This window comes from Rhodococcus globerulus NBRC 14531, from assembly GCF_001894805.1.
Taxonomy (GTDB): Bacteria; Actinomycetota; Actinomycetes; order Mycobacteriales; family Mycobacteriaceae; genus Rhodococcus_F; species Rhodococcus_F globerula.
The window spans coordinates 898,899-919,173 of record NZ_BCWX01000001.1; the positions used below are offsets into that span (position 1 = coordinate 898,899).

The following is a 20,275-nucleotide window of genomic DNA, read 5'->3' on the forward strand; positions in this document are numbered from 1 at the left end:
TTGAATTGGCAGTCAGGTTGCCGGGTGACCGGCAACCGTAACCCCAACGGGGAAAGGAAGTTACGTGCTCGACGTCAACTTCTTCGATGAACTCCGCATTGGCTTGGCCAGCGCAGAGGACATCCGCAATTGGTCCTACGGCGAGGTCAAGAAGCCGGAGACCATCAACTACCGCACGCTCAAGCCCGAGAAGGACGGCCTCTTCTGCGAGAAGATCTTCGGCCCCACCCGGGACTGGGAGTGCTACTGCGGTAAGTACAAGCGTGTCCGCTTCAAGGGCATCATCTGTGAGCGCTGTGGCGTCGAGGTCACTCGCGCCAAGGTTCGTCGTGAGCGCATGGGTCACATCGAACTGGCCGCACCGGTCACGCACATCTGGTACTTCAAGGGTGTGCCGAGCCGCCTCGGTTACCTGCTCGACCTGGCTCCGAAGGATCTCGAAAAGATCATCTACTTCGCGGCTTACGTCATCGTCGGTGTCGACGAGGAGCTCCGTCACAACGAGCTGTCCACCCTCGAAGCCGAGATGCAGGTCGAGAAGAAGGCTGTCGCAGATCAGCGCGACGCCGATCTCGAGGCACGCGCGCAGAAGCTCGAAGCCGATATCGCCGAGCTCGAGGCAGAGGGCGCCAAGTCCGATGTCCGCCGCAAGGTCAAGGACGGCGGCGAGCGCGAAATGCGTCAGCTCCGTGACCGCGCGCAGCGTGAGCTGGATCGTCTCGACGAGATCTGGAGCACCTTCACCAAGCTGAGCGTCAAGCAGCTCATCATCGACGAGCTGCTGTACCGCGAGCTGGTCGACCGTTACGGCGAGTACTTCACGGGTGCGATGGGCGCAGAGTCCATCCAGATCCTGATGCAGAACTTCGACCTCGACGCCGAGGCAGAGTCTCTTCGCGAGACCATCCGCAGCGGCAAGGGCCAGAAGAAGCTCCGTGCTCTCAAGCGCCTCAAGGTGGTTGCGGCTTTCCAGACCAACGGCAACTCGCCGATGGGCATGGTCCTCAACGCTGTTCCGGTGATCCCGCCGGAGCTTCGCCCGATGGTTCAGCTCGACGGTGGACGTTTCGCGACGTCCGACCTCAACGATCTGTACCGCCGCGTCATCAACCGCAACAACCGCCTCAAGCGACTGATCGACCTCGGTGCTCCCGAGATCATCGTCAACAACGAGAAGCGGATGCTGCAGGAGTCTGTCGACGCCCTGTTCGACAACGGTCGTCGTGGACGTCCGGTCACCGGACCGGGTAACCGCCCGCTGAAGTCCCTGAGCGATCTGCTCAAGGGCAAGCAGGGTCGTTTCCGTCAGAACCTCCTCGGAAAGCGCGTCGACTACTCGGGTCGTTCCGTGATCGTCGTCGGTCCTCAGCTCAAGCTGCACCAGTGTGGTCTGCCGAAGCTGATGGCTCTCGAGCTGTTCAAGCCGTTCGTGATGAAGCGTCTGGTGGATCTGAACCACGCGCAGAACATCAAGTCGGCCAAGCGCATGGTCGAGCGCAAGCGCGTCCAGGTGTGGGATGTCCTCGAAGAGGTCATCGCCGAGCACCCCGTGCTGCTCAACCGTGCACCTACGCTGCACCGTCTGGGTATCCAGGCATTCGAGCCGCAGCTCGTCGAGGGCAAGGCCATTCAGCTCCACCCGCTGGTGTGTGAGGCCTTCAACGCCGACTTCGACGGTGACCAGATGGCTGTTCACCTTCCGCTGTCGGCAGAGGCTCAGGCCGAGGCACGCATCCTGATGCTGTCCTCGAACAACATCCTCTCGCCCGCTTCGGGTCGCCCGCTCGCTATGCCGCGTCTTGACATGGTGACCGGTCTGTTCCACCTGACGCGTCTCGACGACGGTGTCGTCGGTGAGCTCGCTGCAGCTACGTCCGAGGGTCCGGAGCAGGGCGTGTACTCCAGCCCCGCCGAGGCTCAGATGGCCGTGGATCGTGGCGCGCTGACGGTTCAGTCGCAGATCAAGGTGCGTCTGACCAACCAGCGTCCGCCGCGCGATCGCGAAGCGGAACTGTTCCCCGAGGGCTGGAACTACGGCGACGGCTGGACCGCTGTCACCACTTTGGGTCGCGTGCTCTTCAACGAGCTGCTTCCGGCGGACTACCCGTTCGTCAACGAGCAGATGCCGAAGAAGCGTCAGGCAACGATCATCAACGATCTTGCCGAGCGTTACCCGATGATCGTGGTCGCTCAGACCGTCGACAAGCTCAAGGATGTCGGCTTCCACTGGGCAACGCGTTCCGGTGTCACGATCTCCATCTCGGACGTTCTGGTTCCGCCGGAGAAGCCTGCCATCATCGAGGACTTCGAGGCTCAGGCCGACAAGATCGAGAAGCAGTACCAGCGTGGTGCTTTGGACAAGAAGGAGCGCAACAGCGCTCTGGTCACCATTTGGCAGGAAGCGACCGAAAAGGTCGGCAAGGCCATGGAGGCTCACTTCCCCGACAACAACCCGATCCCGATGATCGTGAAGTCCGGCGCAGCCGGCAACATGACTCAGGTTCGTTCGCTTGCCGGTATGAAGGGCCTGGTGACAAACCCGAAGGGTGAGTTCATCCCGCGTCCGATCAAGTCTTCCTTCAAGGAAGGCCTGACCGTTCTCGAGTACTTCATCAACACGCACGGTGCTCGTAAGGGTCTGGCCGATACCGCTCTGCGTACCGCCGACTCGGGTTACCTGACCCGTCGTCTGGTGGACGTGTCGCAGGACGTCATCGTTCGCGAGACCGACTGTGGCACCGAGCGCGGCATCGTCACCACGATCTCGGAGAAGCAGGCCAACGGCTCGATCATCCGCGATGCTCACGTGGAGACCAGCACGTACGCCCGCACGTTGGCTGCTGACGCAGTCGACGAGAACGGCAAGGTCATCGTCGAGCGTGGACACGATCTCGGTGACCCCGCGATCGACGCCCTGCTCGAGGCCGGCATCACGCAGGTCAAGGTCCGTTCGGTCCTGACGTGCACCACCGGCACCGGCGTTTGCGCCACTTGCTACGGCCGTTCCATGGCCACCGGCAAGCTGGTCGACATCGGTGAGGCTGTCGGTATTGTCGCCGCACAGTCGATCGGTGAGCCCGGTACCCAGCTGACCATGCGTACCTTCCACCAGGGTGGTGTGGCCGGCGCCGACATCACCGGTGGTCTGCCGCGTGTCCAGGAACTGTTCGAGGCACGTGTGCCGAAGGGCAAGGCTCCTATCGCGGACGTCACCGGTCGGGTGCAGCTCGAAGACGGCGATCGTTTCTACAAGATCACGATCGTGCCGGACGACGGCGGCGAAGAGGTTGTCTACGACAAGCTCTCCAAGCGTCAGCGTCTGCGTAGCTTCAAGCACAGCGACGGCGAAGACCGCCTTCTGGCAGACGGTGACCACGTCGAGGTCGGACAGCAGCTCATGGAAGGTGCTGCCGATCCCCACGAGGTCCTGCGAGTCATGGGTCCGCGTCAGGTTCAGATCCACTTGGTCAACGAGGTCCAGGAGGTGTACCGGAGCCAGAGTGTGTCGATCCACGACAAGCACATCGAGGTCATCGTGCGCCAGATGCTTCGTCGCGTGACGATCATCGATTCCGGTGCCACCGAGTTCCTGCCCGGTTCGCTCACCGAGCGCGCCGAGTTCGAATCGGCCAACCGCCGCGTTGTCGCTGAGGGCCGCGAGCCCGCAGCAGGCCGTCCGGTGCTCATGGGTATCACGAAGGCGTCGCTCGCGACGGATTCGTGGCTGTCCGCGGCATCGTTCCAGGAGACCACTCGTGTCTTGACCGACGCTGCAATCAACTGCCGCTCGGACAAGCTGATCGGTCTGAAGGAAAATGTCATCATCGGCAAGCTGATCCCTGCCGGTACCGGTATCAACCGTTACCGCAACATCCAGGTTCAGCCCACCGAAGAGGCCCGCGCCGCTGCTTACGCAGTGCCCGCGTACGACGACCAGTACTACAGCCCGGACGGCTTCGGCCAGAACACCGGTGCTGCAGTTCCGCTGGACGACTACGGCTTCAGCAACGACTACCGCTAGCGGTTAGTTCGTGAGAAATCCCCCGCCTCTGATGAGGCGGGGGATTTTTCGTTTCAGGAGTTACTGCCGCTGAGGTCGGGGATGACGATCTCCTGGACGGCCCACTTGTTGCCGTCGGGGTCGGCGAAGTAGATGAATCGTCCCCAAGCCTGGTCGTCGATCGGGCTGATATCGATCCCGCGGCTCTTGAACTCGCGCTCGGCCTCTTCGATGTCCTTGACTACCACCTGCATGCCGACGACCGAACCGGGTTCGGCGTCGGTGATTCCCTTGCCGATGCAGATGGAGCAGGCGGAACCAGGTGGGGTCAGCTGGACGAAACGCAGGTTCTCGTTGACGGTGTGATCGTGGTCGGCGTTGAAGCCGAGTCGGACGTAGAAGTCCTTGGCGCGGTCGATGTCGGTGACGGGAATGGCGACCAGTTCGAGCTTGATGTCCATGACGTGCCCTTCATGTGATGGTGAATTCCGGCGACAGGTCCAGTGTTGCGGGTATTGCGGTCAGAAACGGTCCTCGATTGCGAATCGGATGAAACTTTCCGAATTCCTTGTTGCTTCGAGAGTGCTTCTCTCACTGCTCGACCGATCCCGAACCCGGAGCGGATACCCCGACTCCGCCGCTCTGACTCATACCCTCGAGCGAGCCGAAGGTGCCGACGCTCTCGGCTACCACCGGTTCTGGGTCGCCGAGCATCACGCGGTTCCGGGTATCGCGAGTGGGTCGCCGGCTGTGCTTCTTGCAGCCATTGGCGCTCACACGCGCGACATTCGACTGGGCAGCGGCGGCGTCATGCTGCCGAATCATCAACCGTTGGTTGTCGCCGAACAGTTCCTGATGTTGGATGCCCTGTATCCGGGTCGGATCGATCTGGGTCTCGGCCGGTCATTGGGCTTCACGGAACCGGTTCGCCAGGCGCTACGACGGAGCGAGGACGCGCCAGACACGTTTGCCGCTGATATCGAGGAGCTGCGACGCTATCTGGACGGAACTGCCGTCGTCACGGCTCGTCCGGCGTCGCGCGGCGGGGTGCCGCTCTTTGTGCTTGCCACGCGCACCGGGTTGAAAGTGGCAGCGCAGCTGGGGCTTCCGGTAGTCGTGGGTGGGCCCATGCTCGAGATCGGTGGTACCAACAGGGTGGAGGCGCTGGACCAGTATCGCCGGACTTTCCAGCCCAGCGACGCGCACCCCGATCCTTATGTCGTGGTCTCGCTCGAAGTCATGGTTGCCGATACCACCGAGGCGGCCCGTGAGCTGTTGATTCCGGAGGCGTACGCGCTCGCGGAATCGTCACGGACAGGGGAGTTTCCGCCGCTCGTGTCGGCGGAACAGATCAGGGGCGCAGCGCTCAACGATCGAACCACCAGGCGTATCGACTCGTTCGTGGCTTCGGCCATGTACGGGACCGCAATCGAGGTGAAGCAGCACTCGAGTGATCTGGCCGAGCGGACGGGCGCGGACGAGTTGCTGGCGTCGACATCGACATACGACCGCGCCGCCCTGGAACACTCGGATCACGTACTGCGCGAGGTGATCTAGCGGGGAACGTGGAACTCCAGCAGCGTGGCCGCAGCGTCGTCGAGTTCTGACCACGGGACGGGCACGGACAACACGGCGATTGCCGAAGTCGGAAACTTGTCTCGAATCCGTTGGGCTGCTTCGGAATTCTCGTTCGATGCCAGATCCAGTGCAGTCCAGGGAATTCCCGGTTCATGGCCGATGACCAGGAGCGTGCTGACATTGGCGGACGTGGTCCGGATTGCGTTGATGACGTCGGCCTGGGATCCGCCGTAGATCGACTTGTCGAAGCCTGTCGGGGCGTCGACGGCGGTCGCGGCCAGGGTGTCGACGGTGCGCCGCGACGTCGAGCACAATACGGCGTCGATGGGTGGGACGTTCTCGCGGATCCATTCGCCGCCGAGGCGGGCTTCGCGCAGCCCCCGTTCGGCGAGTGGCCGCTCGTGATCGCGAATGCCTTCGGGATAGCTGGACTTTCCGTGTCTCATGAGAACGAGGGTGCGGTGGTCTGCCATGCGTTCACGTTATCCGCTTTGTCGCTACCAGTGACGGTTACTCTGGATGGTCAGGACCTTGAAGGAGGCTTCCATGGCAGGCAAGAAGCTCGATCGCACGCATGCTCGAACGGCTCTCGAGGTGGTACGGGAAAGCCCTACCATTGCACTCATCACTGTGGCGCCGGCTGTAGTCGTCTTCGGTGTCGTGTGGTGGCTCTTCGGTTTCTGGGCCGCGATCCTTCTCGCTCTGGTGTTCGGCGTTGCGGCAGTAGCTACTCGCAAGCTGCGTTAGAGCGCACTCACCTGTGCAACGGCGCGCAGTGCATCGCCCACCAGGAACCAGACGGTGAGGCGCGAACCTTCGACGTGGCTCCGTAGGACCACGTCGTCGCCGGCGACAAGGGGTGAGAGGTATTCGATCACCGCCCGGTGAGGCGTGCTGCGCAGTGCAGTTCGGGTACTGATCACCTCTTCGACGGCTTGCCAGTAAACGGCGTTGTTGACGTGATCGAACGGGTCGATATCAGTCACACGCAGGGTGAACGGAGTGTCGATGACGCCCGGTGCTTCGACGTCCGGTGCGTTGTCGGCGATCACACGTTTCCATTTGAGGCGATGTTCGTCGGTGGATTCCTCGAGTGGTTTCATGAAGTCGTCACTCATCCGGGTGGGCATACCGGACTCTGCACTGATGTGGATCCAGAACCCTTCCGTCTCGATCAGCGCACCGTTGCTGCCGTCGAAGCGGACACGCATGTTCGCCCACCTCGTCGAGAATGCGGAGCACCACCGGGTCATGGTCAGATATTCGGGCCAGATCGCCGGACGGATGACGTCGATGACGGTTCGACGCACGATCCAGAACGGGTGAGTGTCGACGGCCTCGATGGCCTCGATGTTGTCGGTGGCGATGTCTTGCAGGTATCGGGCGACGCCGTCCAACCGGAGCGCTTTGGCCGCGTTGATGTCGCCGGTGCGCACCGGGCGTGTTTTCACGAAAATCGGTCCGCGATCGGGCTGCGGCGCGAGTGTGAGGTCTGAGTTCACGAAAGTGATTCCTGTTCGCCGAGGGGTTGCTTGAATTCTGCCAGGTGGTCGGTCGACGCAGAGATTCGAGCATCGGTGCCGATTTCTTGCGACAATAAGATTCTCTCCTCGCGCTTCGACTACGCACCTTCTGGTGTGGACGGGACTGTCATGACTCGAGCGGCGAGCACAACCTCTGTTACTGCGGTACGCACGACTACAGCACCCACGACTACGGCATCGGAATGTGGCTATTTCGACGCTACGTCCCGGTGCTGGTTCCTTGTTGCAACACCAGCGTCGCATCCGCGATTATGGCGCGAGTATCTAGACGGTGCGCGGGAGAACTATCGACATCACGGAGTCGAGAGTGTCGTCGAATACGACGACATAGTGGACGGGCTCTCGACAACGCTGTTCTTCGTGGCTCTCGACGACGTGGGACGTGTTGTCGGCGGCGTGCGCGTGCAGGGGCCGTACATGTGCGCGGACCAGGCACACGCTGTCCAGGAATGGACCGACCACCCCGGTATCGCACAGGTTTACGCCATGATCGACGGGCGTATCCCAAGTGGTGTGATCGAACTCAAGACTGCCTGGTGCGGGGCGCAAGCGGAGAGACGTGGTGAGCTGACGTCGGCATTGTCGCGCATCGCACCGCATGCGCTGTCGCTGCTCGGAGTCAGGTTCGCATTCGCGACGGCCGCGGGGTACGTACTCGACCGTTGGGCTACCTGTGGCGGCGTCATGGAGGATTCCATTCCCGGGGTTCCGTATCCGGACGAGCGGTATCTGACCCGCATGATGTGGTGGGACAAGCACACGTACGTGGACAAGACGCACCATACTCAGTTGCCGGCACTCCTGGCGGAGGCAGCCCAACTCGAGGGGGCGCGAGTGCCGTCTCACAGCTTCGCGGAACATGGACTCGGCGATGGTGTCGGCCGGGAATGAGGCGCTCTGGCGAGCGAGATTGTTCGACGAGCGAGTCGCCGCCGACGCTGCCTCGTTGGAAGAGGTGAGGCGACAACCGGATACGTTGACTCTCGACCATCGGGCTCGGTTCCGCGACGAGTTGTCGGGACTTCGCGATCTTCCTGATCGCCGGGTTGTCGACGAACCTTGTCGTTGGGTGTACTACCCGTGGCGGCGCGAGCTGGTGGGAATTCTTGGTCCGCAATCATTTTCACTTCTCCGGTTGGACCGGAACCGGAACAAGATCACCCGTGACGAACAGGCGCGACTGAGACGGTTGCGTGTAGGAATCGTCGGGTTGAGTGTCGGGAATGTCATCGCGCAGGCTCTGGCGCTCGAAGGGTTGTGCGGCGAGCTGAGATTGGCAGATTTCGACAGTATCGACCTCTCGAACCTGAACCGAATCCCGGTGGGAATCACTGACGTGGGTGTCAACAAGGCGGTGGTCGCAGCGCGGCGTGTTGCCGAACTCGACCCGTATCTTGCTGTGTCGGTGTTTACGGCCGGGGTGACGGACGCGAGCGTCGAGAAGATTGTCGACGGTCTGGATCTGGTTGTCGAGGAATGTGATTCGCTCGACGCCAAGATGTCGATACGACGGGTGGCGCGTGGTCGTGGAATCCCGGTGATCATGGAGACAACCGATCGTGGGCTGCTGGACATCGAGCGTTTTGATCTCGAGCCGCAGCGACCGTTGTTTCACGGGCTTCTCGGGAATGTCGATACAGCGACCTTGGCCGGACTAACGGCCCAGGAGAAGATCCCCCATGCGTTGGCGCTCCTGTCGGCCGCAGAACTGTCGGCGAAAATGGCTGCGTCACTGGTCGAAGTCGGGTCGACACTGTCGACGTGGCCGCAGCTCGGAAGTGAATGCTTCGCGGGGGCATCCGCCGTTGCGACGGCGGTGCGCCGGTTCGGCTTGGGGGAGTCGCTGCCGTCCGGCCGGATCCGGATCGACTCGGGTGCCCGGCTGAATTGTCTGCGTGATCCACTGGTCGACGAGGATGGCTCGCAGAGCGATGTTCCTGAAACGAGTGTGGCGGCTGGCGCGGCACCGACGATGCCGGCCGACGGCGTCGAGGCTGTTCTCGAGGCGATCAGGTGGGCGCCGTCGGGCGGAAATGCCCAACCCTGGGCCGTCGAGGTCGATGGGCCGGTGATCCACGTTCATGCGGATCGTGATCGAACGTCGTTGATGGATCTAGAGGGCCGGGCAACCCATGTGGCGATCGGTGCTGCCGTCTACAACGCGAAGGTCGCAGCAGCGGCACACGGAATTCTTGGTGACACCGTTCTACTTCCCGATCCGGATTCGGTAGATTTGGTGGCAAGCGTCAAGCTGGGAGAAGCAACGAATCAGCTTCTGGCGCAGCACTACCCGGCGATGATGGAGCGAAGTACCAATCGAGGGGTAGGTGTGCAAGCACCGATCGGCCGTGAGCTCGAGGATGCTCTGCGGGGCGCCGCGCGTGATGAAGGCGGAAATCTTCATCTGTACACGGACCCGCGTGATCTTGGTGTGTTCGGGGACGTCGTGGGTGCCGCTGACCGTATCCGATACCTGACGCCGATGCTGCACGAGCAGATGATCGGCGAATTGCGTTGGCCGGGATCGGAAACAGCGAATACCGGGATCGATATCCGCACACTGGGGCTCGCCGACAGCGAGGTGGCATTCCTCGACGTCGTCAGGCGTAGTGACGTGGTGACCCGGCTGGCGCGATGGGGCGCGGGAGAAGTATTGGGGATCAGTGCTCGTGACCGCATCACGTCGAGTTCGGCATTTGGTGTGGTGACTGTGGACGGTTCCTGTCTCGACGACTATGTTCGCGGCGGTTCGGCTGCCGAAGCGGTGTGGGTGTGCGCACAGGAGCACGGATTGGGTGTGCAACCCATGTCGCCAGTGTTCCTGTACGCCCGCGACGGTAGCGACTGCGCGCGATTGTCTGACCCGTTTGCGAGCGAACTCGATGCATTGCGCCTGCGCATGCGAGTGCTACTCGATCTCGGTAGCGAGGAGTCCATTGCCTTGGTGCTGCGCCTGAGTCATTGTCCACCGGAAACAGTGCGCAGTGCGCGACTGCCGGCGAACAGTATTCGACGCTGAGGCACCGTAGAGAAAGTTGCAGGAGAAATCATGGACGGACGTAGCCTCGAACAGTTGGTGACCGACGTTGCCGGTCGACTGATGCCGGCCGACTCGACGACGTCGGTCGCAGCGGCCACCGAGGTCCTTCGCGACCTGGTCGAGTACTTCGGCGTCGACGTCAGCTTCCTGCGGCGCAACGATCACACGATCGGGGCGACGGTGCTGGTGGCGGAATGGCCGCAGCGCCAGGATGTTCCCGACCCCGATCCATTGGGAGTGGTGTATTTCCGGGACGCGGACCCGGTTTTTGCGGCCGCCGAGAATGCGCGCGAAGCAGTGATCATCCGTCCCGAACCGAGCGGGTATCAAGACAGGATCCGAAGCGGCGCAGGTGTCGTCGAGACGTCGATGGCCGCCGTGCCGTTGCTGTCCGGTCCCGTCACCACGGGGGTCCTGGGATTCATCAAGTTCGGTGACCGGGAGTGGTCAACTCGAGAAATCAATGCACTCAACGCTATTGCCACTCTGTTTGCCCAATTGCAGGCGAGGGTGGCTGCGGAGGGGCGTCTGCGCTACCTGGCGGATCACGACGAGCTGACCGGACTGTCCAATCGGAGGATGCTTCTCGGTGAACTCGAACGACGTCTGCAGCCGGGGGAGTCCGGGCCCGTTGCACTTCTGTTCCTGGACGTCGACCGGCTGAAGGTGGTCAACGATCTACTGGGACACAATGCGGGCGATGCGTTCATTCACGAACTCGGAAACCGCCTCGAAGGCAGATTTCCGGATGACGTCGTGGTCCGGCTCGGCGGTGACGAGTTTGTCATTGTCATGTCGGAACCGATGGACGCGAATGCGGCCGAAGTGGTTGCACGCGAAGCACAGTTGGTTGCGTCCACGCCGATCTCGCTGGGGACCGAAGAGGTGGGCAGAAGCGTGAGTATCGGTATCGCGGTGGCAAAACCGGGAGAGTGCAGCGTGGGCGAATTGCTCAGGTGCGCCGACGAGGCCGTGCTTACCGCAAAATCCGACGGAGGAAATGCGGTAGTGGTGTGCAGCGACGAGATGCGGGCAGCCAACGACGATCATGCTGAGATGGAGATGCACCTGCGCGCGGCAATTCGCGACGGCCAGTTGGAGGTGTACTACCAACCTGTTGTCGACCTGGAATCGGGTGCGATATCGGGTGTCGAAGCGCTGGTGCGGTGGAACCATCCGGTACGTGGTGTGCTTCAACCGGATTCGTTCATCGACATCGCCGAGGCTGCCAACCTGTCAGGGGAACTCGGCCGGCAGGTTCTCCGCGAGGCCTGCCGTCAACTTGCGCAGTGGAATGCGATGATTTCAGGGACACCACTGTTCATGTGCGTGAATGTATCACCGGCGCAGTTGATTACCAGTGACTTTGTGGATTCCGTTGCAATCGAGTTGGAAACGCATGGCCTCTTGGGCAGCAGCTTGTGTATTGAAATCACGGAGCGGGCGGTGATGCACGATCTGGCTCACGTGTTGGTGACATTGCGTGGACTGGAGGAACTCGGCGTTCGCATCGCTCTCGATGATTTCGGAACCGGGTACAGTTCTTTGGCTCAGTTGAAGGTGTTGCCGGTCGACACGGTCAAGATCGATCGGGGATTCGTTCATGAACTGGGAATCGATCACGACGATCTGGCGATAGTCCACTCGATTGTCGGACTTGCAGATTCCTTCGGGCTGGACGTGGTCGCCGAAGGCGTCGACTCCGGTCGGGCGGCGCAAATACTGCTCGATCTCGGATGCCGATATGCGCAAGGATTTCTCTTCAGCCCACCGGTGAAATCCGACCGTATCGCGGCGATGCTGCGGGCCGGGCGCAGGTCGTCGCCGCCCCTACGAGTTACAACTCTGACGCCTTCACACCCGTAGTCCGACATCGACTATTGCGCGTGCGACGGCGGATACCGAAGCGTTGCACAACTGTGCGTGAGCTTGGATCAGCGCGTACGCCTCGTCGATTCCGGTGCGCCGCGCATCGGCCGTGATGCCTTTGGCTTGTTCGAGAATGATGCGCACTTTCAACGATTCCTGTAGCTGAGAACGAATCTGCTGCAGTTGATGGCGTTTCGACGCGTTGACGCAGTACCCCGTTGCCATGTTCGCCACCAGGTACGTGAAGACGATGTCGTCGGCGGACCACGGTCGTGGCTCGTGCGCGTACAGACTTACAACACCGATCGTTTCGCCGTTGATCGACATCGGGACACTCGCAGTAGCTGCGATGTTCAACCGTCTGGCGTTCTCGGCAAATTCAGGCCAGAGATCGTGCCGTTGACGGATATCGGTGACAGCGATCCTCTCGCCCTTCTCGTATGCCGTCCGTCCGGGGCCGGATTGAAGTCCTTCCTGGCATCGTTCGATGTCGGCAGCGGAATCGGCAATCGACGTGATGCATCTCAGTTCGCCCCCACTGACCAGGCTGATGCTGCCACCCGAAACCCCGAGGGCGTCGACGCTGTTTTCCAGCAACTCCGTCATCACGTCGTCCACCACATAGACGGTCGGCAGCAGCTGCACAAAATGTGCAAGAAGATCGGCGAATTCGAGATTCATCGTGGCTACCTACTCGTCAGCGGAGCGAGGACGAGCTGCCGGGCATCAGGGGTAGCTCTGGAGAGGGCCTGCAGCGCTGCCGGGTGTGGAAGGGCAGACTGCCGCCTAGTCGAAAGCTACACCGATCCGGGCCGGTGTGCCATGGAAAGACATCTAGCCATCGACCCGTCAGTGACACCTAGCCATCGACCCGGCAGTGACACCTAGCCATCGACCTGGCAGTGGAGTAACTTTCAATTCAGAGCCGTTCCACCCCTGATTCCTGGTGGCGCGGTGCGTGGAGCTACCCCTGATGCCTGGTGGCTCGTCCGATCTGATGGACGAGTAGGCAGGCCCTCATGAATCACATTCAGCGTCACCTTCACTCTCATTTACCTGACGAACATTTGCCTGACGATTCCGTCGTGCGGCAGATCGCGCGAGTGGTGGAATCCGCGCCCCGCAGCTTAGCCGTTTCCTCAGTGGAAGAAGAGCTCGACTACGGCCAACTACATTCTCGCGCAATCGCACTCGCCGACGATCTGAAATCTGCCGGGGTGGTTCCTGGTGATCTTGTGGCTCTCTGTGTGCCGCGTTCGACGGACTGTGTCGTCGGTGCGTTGGGGATCCTCTCGGCGGGTGCCGGGTACGTGGCACTCGATCCGCGGCAGCCTGATGCGCGACTTCGGTTTGCCGTCCAGGATAGTTCTACTCGCGCGTTAGTTGCTTTTCCGGACGTTGCTGCGAGGCTCGATTGGGTCGACCCGATCGAGCCGCCGCACACTGTTGGCGCACCGGTCGACGGCGAGGCTGTCATTGCCGAGAAGTTCAGCACCCGACCGACTGATGCCGCTTACGTCGTCTACACGTCGGGTTCGACCGGTGAGCCGAAAGGCGTTGTTGCCGAGCACGGCGGATTGCTCAACCTGATCGACTGGCACAAACGATCATTCGAGCTGACCTCGAATGATCGATGCACGTTGATCGCGAGTCCGGGTTTCGACGCAGCAGTGTGGGAACTGTGGCCGGCTTTGACGGCGGGCGCGTCGTTGCACGTAGTTCCATCGGGATTGGAAAACGATCCGGTGCGGTTGCGTGATTGGCTGGTCTCCGAACGCGTGAGCGTGTGCTTTGTGCCCACCCCCCTCGCAGAATCGTTGATTGCCATGACCTGGCCGGAAAATACCGCACTGCGGATTCTGTTGACAGGAGGCGACGTGTTGTACCACCGTCCGCCGCCTGGCTTGCCGTTCACTCTCGTCAACAATTACGGACTGTCCGAGGCGAGTGTCGTCTCCGTGTCGGGGGTTGTCGATCCGCTCGCCGGTGACACCCCAGCAGACGCGTTGCCCGCACTCGGTCGCGCGATCGACGGTGTCGACCTCGAGGTAGTCGGTGAGGACGGTTCCCCGGTCCGTGCCGGCGAGGTCGGAGAATTGGTGATACGGGGTGTATCGGTAGCCCGCGGATATCTCGGTCTGCCGGAGTTGACCGCGCAGAAGTTCTCACAGCACGGCAACGACCCCGCACAACGCGAGTACCGGACCGGTGATCTGGTTCGGGTCAACAGATTCGGCGATGTCGAGTTCTCCAGCCGACGCGACGATCAGGTGCAGATCCGAGGTAACCGGGTCGAAGTCGGTGAGATCGCCGGGGTACTCGATCGACACCCGGCGGTGCAGGCCAGCGTGGTGATCGTTCGCGGGGATCGGCAGAATCCATCTCTGGCTGCGTTTGTCGTTCGGGATGACAAGACGGCGGACCTATCGGGGCTGCAGACGTATCTCTCGGCCCACCTTCCCGATCACATGTTGCCTCGTTCCATCATCGAACTTGACGAGTTCCCCACCACCGCACACGGAAAAATTGATCGCGCGGCGTTGGAGCGCGCGGCGCACTCGACCATCAGTGTCGACCGAGGCTCCTTGATCGCGCCTCGAAACGAGGTCGAGGCAGCGCTCGCCGAGATCGTCGCCATACGACTGGATCTGCCGGCGGTGGGGATCGACGAAAACTTCTTCGTTCTCGGCGGCCATTCGATGTTGGGCGCTCAGTTGATCATTCGGATAGCGGAGATGTACGGCGTCGAAATGACGTTGCTCGAGCTTTTCGACAATCCCACGGTTCGTGACATGGCCGCCAAGGTGGAACAACTGGTCGTGGAGCAGATATCCGGCATGAGCGATCAGGAGCTTCTCGACGCAGGACGGAGTGAATGATGACCACGGCACCGACCAAGGCTCCCAGTCTGATTCGACTACTCGACCCCGAAGTGCTGGCAGATCCCTACCAGCTCTATCAATCCTTGCGCGACGAGGCGCCGGTGATGTGGGATCCGTACCTACACGCGTGGGTGGTGACTCGTTACGCGGATGTCGCCGACGTACTCACCCGGTTCAAGGCTGATCGCACGCCCACCCCGGCAAAGTTGGCTGAGTTGGGGATGGAGCAATTGGCTCCGGTGGCGCAAGTGATGGTGCGTCAGATGCTGTTCCTCGATCCACCACAACACGGTCGGGTTCGCGGATTGGCGGCTGCGGCCTTCACACCGCGCCGCATTGCGGCCCTGCGCGGTCACATCCAGGAGATCACCGATTCGCTGATCGACGCGGTCATCGACGACGGGGGCATGGAGGTGATGGACACCCTGGCCAACCCGCTGCCCGCTATCGTGACGGCGGAGATGTTGGGAGTGCCCACCGAAGACCATGAACTGCTGAAGAACTGGTCAAGTGACTTTGCCGAGATGCTCGGCAATTTTCAGCACAATCCCGGCCGCGTTGCCGGTGTCCTGCGCAGCGTGGAGCAGATGACGGAGTATTTCCAGGCTGCGGTGCGGAATGAGGCCACGCACCCCACCGACGGTTTGATCGGTGCGCTGTGCGCCGCGGAGATCGACGGAGACAGTCTCAGCGAAGACGAGATAGTGGCCAACGTCGTGGTGACCATGGTCGGTGGGCAGGAGACAACCACCAATCTGATCGGCAACGGCTTGCTCACGTTGCTCCGTCACCGCGATCAGTTCGAGGAATTGATCGACGATCCCTCGGGTCTGAGCGCAGCCATCGAGGAACTGCTGCGTTTCGAGAGCCCGAGCCAACACACGGCACGGATTGCTCCGGACGCGGTGGAGATTGCCGGACAACCGATTCCGGCAGGCCAAGCGGTGATCGCCGTGATGGGGTCCGCGAATCGGGACCCCTCGAAGTTCACCGATCCTGGTCGGCTCGATTTGCATCGCGCACCCAACCGTCACCTCGCATTCGGTTGGGCGGGGCACTTCTGCTTCGGTGCGCCGTTGGCCCGGATGGAGGCGCAGGCGGCATTCGGGACGGTGCTGGCCCGGTTGCCAGGACTGGAACTGCAACCGGGACCGATCCGGTGGCGCCCCAATTTGGGATTACGTGGCCTTGCGTCACTGAACGTGCGGTGGTCGTTATGACCACCCTCGACAACGAGCGCCGGATCGCGGCGCGGAAAGCACTGCTCGAGAATCGATTGCGGGGAGCACAAGCGAACGGCGCATCACCTTCCGTGCCGCGCAGGCGGGGGAGTGAGACCGGTGTGCACTACGCGCCGCTGTCGGCCGCACAGTTGCAACTTTGGTACCTCAATCGGTTGGCGCCGAAAGCGCTTGCGTACAACGAACTTGCCATTGTGACCAAAGACGGGGCTTTCGACGTCGAAGCCCTCAGCTGGGCCTTCAACGAATTCATCCGCCGGCATGAAGCGTGGCGCACCACGTTTGCGATGGTGGGAGACGAGCCGCGGCAGGTGATCCATCCGCCGGCGGTGACGGAGCTGCCAGTCTTGGATGTGAGCCACTTACCGTTCGACGAAGCGGTCGGCGTGGCAACAGACCTTGCCGTCGAGCAGACACGTCAGCCGTACGACACGAGCGCGGGTCCACTGATCCGGCCGCAGTTGGTGCGTGTGTCCGACTCGTGTCATCGGTTGTACCTCGGACTGCATCACTTGATCTTCGACGGCGTCACGCTGTACCGGATATTTCTTCCGGAGCTGGTGTCGTTGTACAACTCTCGGATCGCAGGCACTTTGCCTGCGCTTCGTGAGTCGCCCGTTCAACACGGCGACTACTCCTCCTGGGAGCGGAAGTGGGTGGAGGGCGATGAGGTGGCGAACAGGATCGAATGCTACCGACGGCACTTCGAGGGGGCGCCGGCCTTGGACCTTTCGCTCGACCGGCCGCGTCCGCCGCGTCAACGGTTTGTCGGGTCTGTTGAGCCGGTTTCGGTTGACGCCGACACGGTGGCGAGATTGCGTTCCTCGGCGGGCCTGCAAGGGGCAACGCTATTCCATGCCTTGGCCGCGGTGTACGGGTACTGGCTCCAGTGTTACACGGGCAGTAGCGATGTCACGTTCGCAACACCGACAGACCTACGTCAAAGGTCCGAACTTGAGTCAATGGTGGGGTACTGCCTCACTCCGACCGTGTTGCGCGCGCGGCTCAGCGCAGAGTGGACGTTTGCCGAGGCCGTCGCCGCCATGCGCACCGAAGTACTGGATGCGCTCGGGCGTGTGGTGCCCTTCGAACGGCTGGTCCGGGGACTGGACGTGCCGCGAGATCCTCGTATGAACCCGCTGTTCCAGTCGGTCCTGGTTCTCGAACCCCCGGCGGTTCCCGTCGACGACGAGTGGTCGATGCAGCTGATGGAGAACGCCGTCGGCTCCGGAGTTGGGCAGGTGAAGTTCGATCTGAGCCTCGAGTTGGACGAGCGCGACGACGGTCGGTTGGTGGGCAGAATTAGCTACAACACAGACCTTTTCGATTCAGGAACGGTCGCGTTGATGGGGCGTCATCTGCACCTGTTGCTGCGGCGGTGCGCGGAAAACCCCACCGCCGTCCTGAGCGAGCTGTCACTCGCGGATCCCGAAGACGTGACTCGGCAGCTGAATCTCAATCCTGCCCCTGCCGAGTCGGGACTGATCGGACAAAGTCCTCCGCGAACGATCCACGAGGCAATCGTGAATCGGGCGATCACGTCGCCGAATGCACCAGCCGTGACAGTGGGTGCGATCTGCTTGACCTACGGCGAGCTGGTGAACCGGGCCCGTTCGATTGCCGGACGTCTTACCCGCGTGGGTATCGGTCCGGGAACTGTTGTGGCGGTGTTGATGCCACGCACGATTGATCTCGTGCCGGCGATCCTGGCCGCCTTGATGGTGGGCGCTGCCTATCTGCCGATCGAGCCTAGGCAACCGGTGCGGCGGGCCCGGTTCATGCTCGAGGACGCGCATGCGTCGGTAGTGCTGACTGCCGAATCCTTGGCGGAGGAATTGACGTGGGTCGACTGCCCAGTGGTGACAGTGGGCGGCCAGGAGCCCTCTGATCCAAGCACGGAACGGTTGGTCGACGGTCGGTACACGGGGGCAGTTCGGTCTGACGATTTGGCCTACATCATCTACACGTCGGGTTCGACAGGAACACCCAAAGGCGTTCAGGTGGAACACCGCAATGTACTGGATCTGATGTCGGCGTTGCCGGTGGCGCTGGGTCTCGATTCCGGCGACGTCGTGCTTTCGGTGGCCTCATACACGTTCGACATGTCGGTTGGCGACTACTTCGTGACTCTCGGGATCGGGGCCGGTCTTGTGGTCGCTACCACCGAGGAGATGCACGACCCGCGTCGGCTTGCGCACGTGATCGAGCAGTGCGGCGCCACGCGGATGAGCGCAACCCCCACCAGTTGGGCAGCGCTGATCGAATCGGGCTGGGCAGGAAGCCCCGGGTTGATCGCGGGTGCGGTTGGTGAACCGCTACCGCAGTCGGTGGCAATGTCGCTGTCCGGTCTCTGCGCCGGGGTGTGGAACGGGTGGGGCCCAACCGAGACGACAGTGTTTGCCGGCGGCGGATCGGTCTCCCCGGATGAACCGGTGACAGTGGGCCGACCGATGCCGGGAACACGTCTGTACGTCACGGATTCGAGTGGGCGGATCCTTCCGATGGGTGTGCCGGGAGAGATTGTGATCGGCGGACCAGGGGTGTCGCGAGGGTATCTCCACCGCACGGGTGAGACGGCGCAACGGTTCGTACCGGATCCGTGTGTGCCCGGAGAGCGCGCCTACCGCAGCGGTGATCGCGGGCGGTACCTCGCGGACGGACGGCTGCGGCACCTCGGGAGACTCGATGGTCAGGTCAAGATCCGCGGGTTCAGGATCGAACTGGGCGAGATCGAAGCGACGCTGAGAGATCATCCGGGCGTGGCAACGGTGTCCGTCGACGTCGGCACCGACCACCGCGGACAACCGCAGTTGCTTGCCTACATCGTCCCGGACGAGAATTACTCCCGGCAGAACCAACCGGATGACGACGCGAATCTGCGCGCGTGGACACGGCAACGACTGCCGGAGTACATGGTGCCGGCCGTGATCGTTCGAGTGCCGGCACTTCCCACCTCGGTAAGTGGGAAACTCGATCGCCGGGCCCTGCGCGACCTGGCCGCACGGGTGCAGCGCGAAGGCGCAGATGAACATCGCAGCGCGGCAATCGCTTCCGAGAGGTCTTCTGCACGGGTGCTCACGCCGACGGAGCAGAGGGTTGCCTCTCTGTGGTCGATGCTGCTCGCCACCGAGGTGTCGGATCTGGATCGGAACTTCTTCGATCTCGGCGGGCATTCGATTCTGGCCGCGAATCTTGTTGCGCAGATCGAATATCGGATGGGTGCGCAGGTGTCGCTGGTCGATTTCCTCGACAAGGGAACTACCGTTGCTGGGCTTGCGCGCCTCGTGGACGGTGCGTCGTCGCCGGCCGAATCCCACGCGCCGGCCGTGACGGATCGGCCGCCCGCCTTCTTCGTGTTTCCCGATCTCCCGAGCGCGATGAGTCTGCGGCATCTGCGGACGCTGTGGGGCGACGAGCAGAGTGTGTATCCGCTGCTGCCGCTTGCCGCGTCGATGCGCCCGGAACGCTCGGATACCGTCGAGCAGCTCGTGGAGCCCATGATGTCGGCGATGCGGGCCGTTCAACCGGAAGGGCCATATGCATTGGCCGGCTTCTCGTTCGGCGGGCTTGTGGCGTACGAGCTAGCTCGGCAGTTGGATCGCGATGGGCAGCAGGTCGCATGGCTGGGGATACTTGACACTCCGACGCCGGAAACCGCAGGGCGAGTGATGAAGCGATGGAAGTCGTCGTCGGGACGACTCGAGCGGCTGCGCCAGCCCGGCAGGATCAAGCTGGTGACCGAATATGCCCGCAACCTCAGATGGTCGGGCCGGGAGAAACTGATTGCCGCGGGAGTCATTCGGCGTTCGGCGACGGAGGATTTCGATCTCCGGGGTGTCTGGGACATCATGGCGCGCTACGAACAGCGCGGGCACAGCGTGCCACTCGAACTATTTGTCACGTCGACGACGGCGGCGGAAGTGCGAACACCGATTCTCGGGTGGGATACCTTCCACGAAGGTCGGGTGCGCACGCACTTTCTGTGCGGAAGCCACGACTCGATTCTCGACAGCCCACAAATCGAAGAACTGGCAGAGATCATGCTGGCAGGTCTTCACGATGCTCTTCATGAGACAAGGGTGGACCTACCGTGATGTGGAATCGAATCGTCGCGTGTGCCT

At 62.1% G+C, this 20,275-nt stretch carries 13 protein-coding genes; 9 read left to right on the forward strand and 4 right to left on the reverse strand.

The window, feature by feature from the left end; genetic code table 11:
• Positions 1-64 precede the first annotated feature (64 nt).
• On the forward strand, positions 65-4,021 hold the full coding sequence (locus RG2_RS04040; protein ID WP_033236451.1) for a DNA-directed RNA polymerase subunit beta': 3,957 nt from the start codon (positions 65-67) through the stop codon (positions 4,019-4,021).
• Between the two features lie 53 nt (positions 4,022-4,074).
• Here RG2_RS04040 and RG2_RS04045 read toward each other — a convergent pair whose 3' ends face one another.
• On the reverse strand, positions 4,075-4,461 hold the full coding sequence (locus RG2_RS04045; protein ID WP_033236450.1) for a glyoxalase superfamily protein: 387 nt from the start codon (positions 4,459-4,461) through the stop codon (positions 4,075-4,077).
• Positions 4,462-4,549: 88 nt separating this feature from the next.
• Between RG2_RS04045 and RG2_RS04050 the strand changes: the two genes are divergently transcribed.
• Complete coding sequence (locus tag RG2_RS04050) at positions 4,550-5,557, forward strand: MsnO8 family LLM class oxidoreductase (protein ID WP_033236449.1); 1,008 nt, start codon at positions 4,550-4,552, stop codon at positions 5,555-5,557.
• Here the strand turns inward: RG2_RS04050 and RG2_RS04055 are convergent.
• Positions 5,554-6,051 (reverse strand): SixA phosphatase family protein, encoded by a 498-nt coding sequence (locus RG2_RS04055; protein WP_033236448.1) that lies wholly within the window; start codon positions 6,049-6,051, stop codon positions 5,554-5,556. The two genes, RG2_RS04050 and RG2_RS04055, sit on opposite strands and share 4 nt — an antisense overlap.
• Before the next feature lie 73 nt (positions 6,052-6,124).
• Between RG2_RS04055 and RG2_RS04060 the strand changes: the two genes are divergently transcribed.
• Positions 6,125-6,325, forward strand: a complete 201-nt coding sequence (locus RG2_RS04060) for a hypothetical protein (protein WP_033236447.1) — start codon at positions 6,125-6,127, stop codon at positions 6,323-6,325.
• On the opposite strand, the gene RG2_RS04065 is transcribed toward RG2_RS04060, so the two are convergent.
• On the reverse strand, positions 6,322-7,080 hold the full coding sequence (locus RG2_RS04065) for an acyl-[acyl-carrier-protein] thioesterase (protein WP_033236446.1): 759 nt from the start codon (positions 7,078-7,080) through the stop codon (positions 6,322-6,324). The two genes, RG2_RS04060 and RG2_RS04065, sit on opposite strands and share 4 nt — an antisense overlap.
• Before the next feature lie 150 nt (positions 7,081-7,230).
• Between RG2_RS04065 and RG2_RS04070 the strand changes: the two genes are divergently transcribed.
• From RG2_RS04070 to RG2_RS04080, 3 genes are read left to right on the forward strand one after another with little or no spacing between them, the layout of a single operon-like run.
• The gene (locus RG2_RS04070) at positions 7,231-8,013 is read left to right on the forward strand and encodes a hypothetical protein (protein ID WP_133637947.1); all 783 of its coding nucleotides are present in this window, start codon (positions 7,231-7,233) and stop codon (positions 8,011-8,013) included.
• A complete protein-coding gene (locus tag RG2_RS04075; protein WP_230590357.1) occupies positions 7,982-10,141 on the forward strand; it encodes an Rv1355c family protein in 2,160 nt (719 codons plus the stop codon). Before RG2_RS04070 ends, RG2_RS04075 begins: the two co-directional genes overlap by 32 nt.
• 30 nt (positions 10,142-10,171) lie before the next feature.
• Entirely contained in the window at positions 10,172-12,028 is a 1,857-nt protein-coding gene (locus RG2_RS04080) for a putative bifunctional diguanylate cyclase/phosphodiesterase (RefSeq protein WP_033236445.1), read from the forward strand.
• Here the strand turns inward: RG2_RS04080 and RG2_RS04085 are convergent.
• Entirely contained in the window at positions 12,017-12,712 is a 696-nt protein-coding gene (locus RG2_RS04085; protein WP_033236444.1) for a GAF domain-containing protein, read from the reverse strand. The genes RG2_RS04080 and RG2_RS04085 overlap by 12 nt on opposite strands.
• A gap of 338 nt (positions 12,713-13,050) precedes the next feature.
• On the opposite strand from RG2_RS04085, the gene RG2_RS04090 reads away from it, so the two are divergent.
• From RG2_RS04090 to RG2_RS04100, 3 genes are read left to right on the forward strand one after another with little or no spacing between them, the layout of a single operon-like run.
• Positions 13,051-14,910, forward strand: a complete 1,860-nt coding sequence (locus tag RG2_RS04090) for a non-ribosomal peptide synthetase (RefSeq protein WP_051730714.1) — start codon at positions 13,051-13,053, stop codon at positions 14,908-14,910.
• Positions 14,907-16,133, forward strand: a complete 1,227-nt coding sequence (locus RG2_RS04095; protein ID WP_080711839.1) for a cytochrome P450 — start codon at positions 14,907-14,909, stop codon at positions 16,131-16,133. Before RG2_RS04090 ends, RG2_RS04095 begins: the two co-directional genes overlap by 4 nt.
• The gene (locus RG2_RS04100; RefSeq protein WP_033236442.1) at positions 16,130-20,248 is read left to right on the forward strand and encodes a non-ribosomal peptide synthetase; all 4,119 of its coding nucleotides are present in this window, start codon (positions 16,130-16,132) and stop codon (positions 20,246-20,248) included. The genes RG2_RS04095 and RG2_RS04100 overlap by 4 nt, the downstream gene beginning before the upstream one ends.
• Positions 20,249-20,275 lie beyond the last annotated feature (27 nt).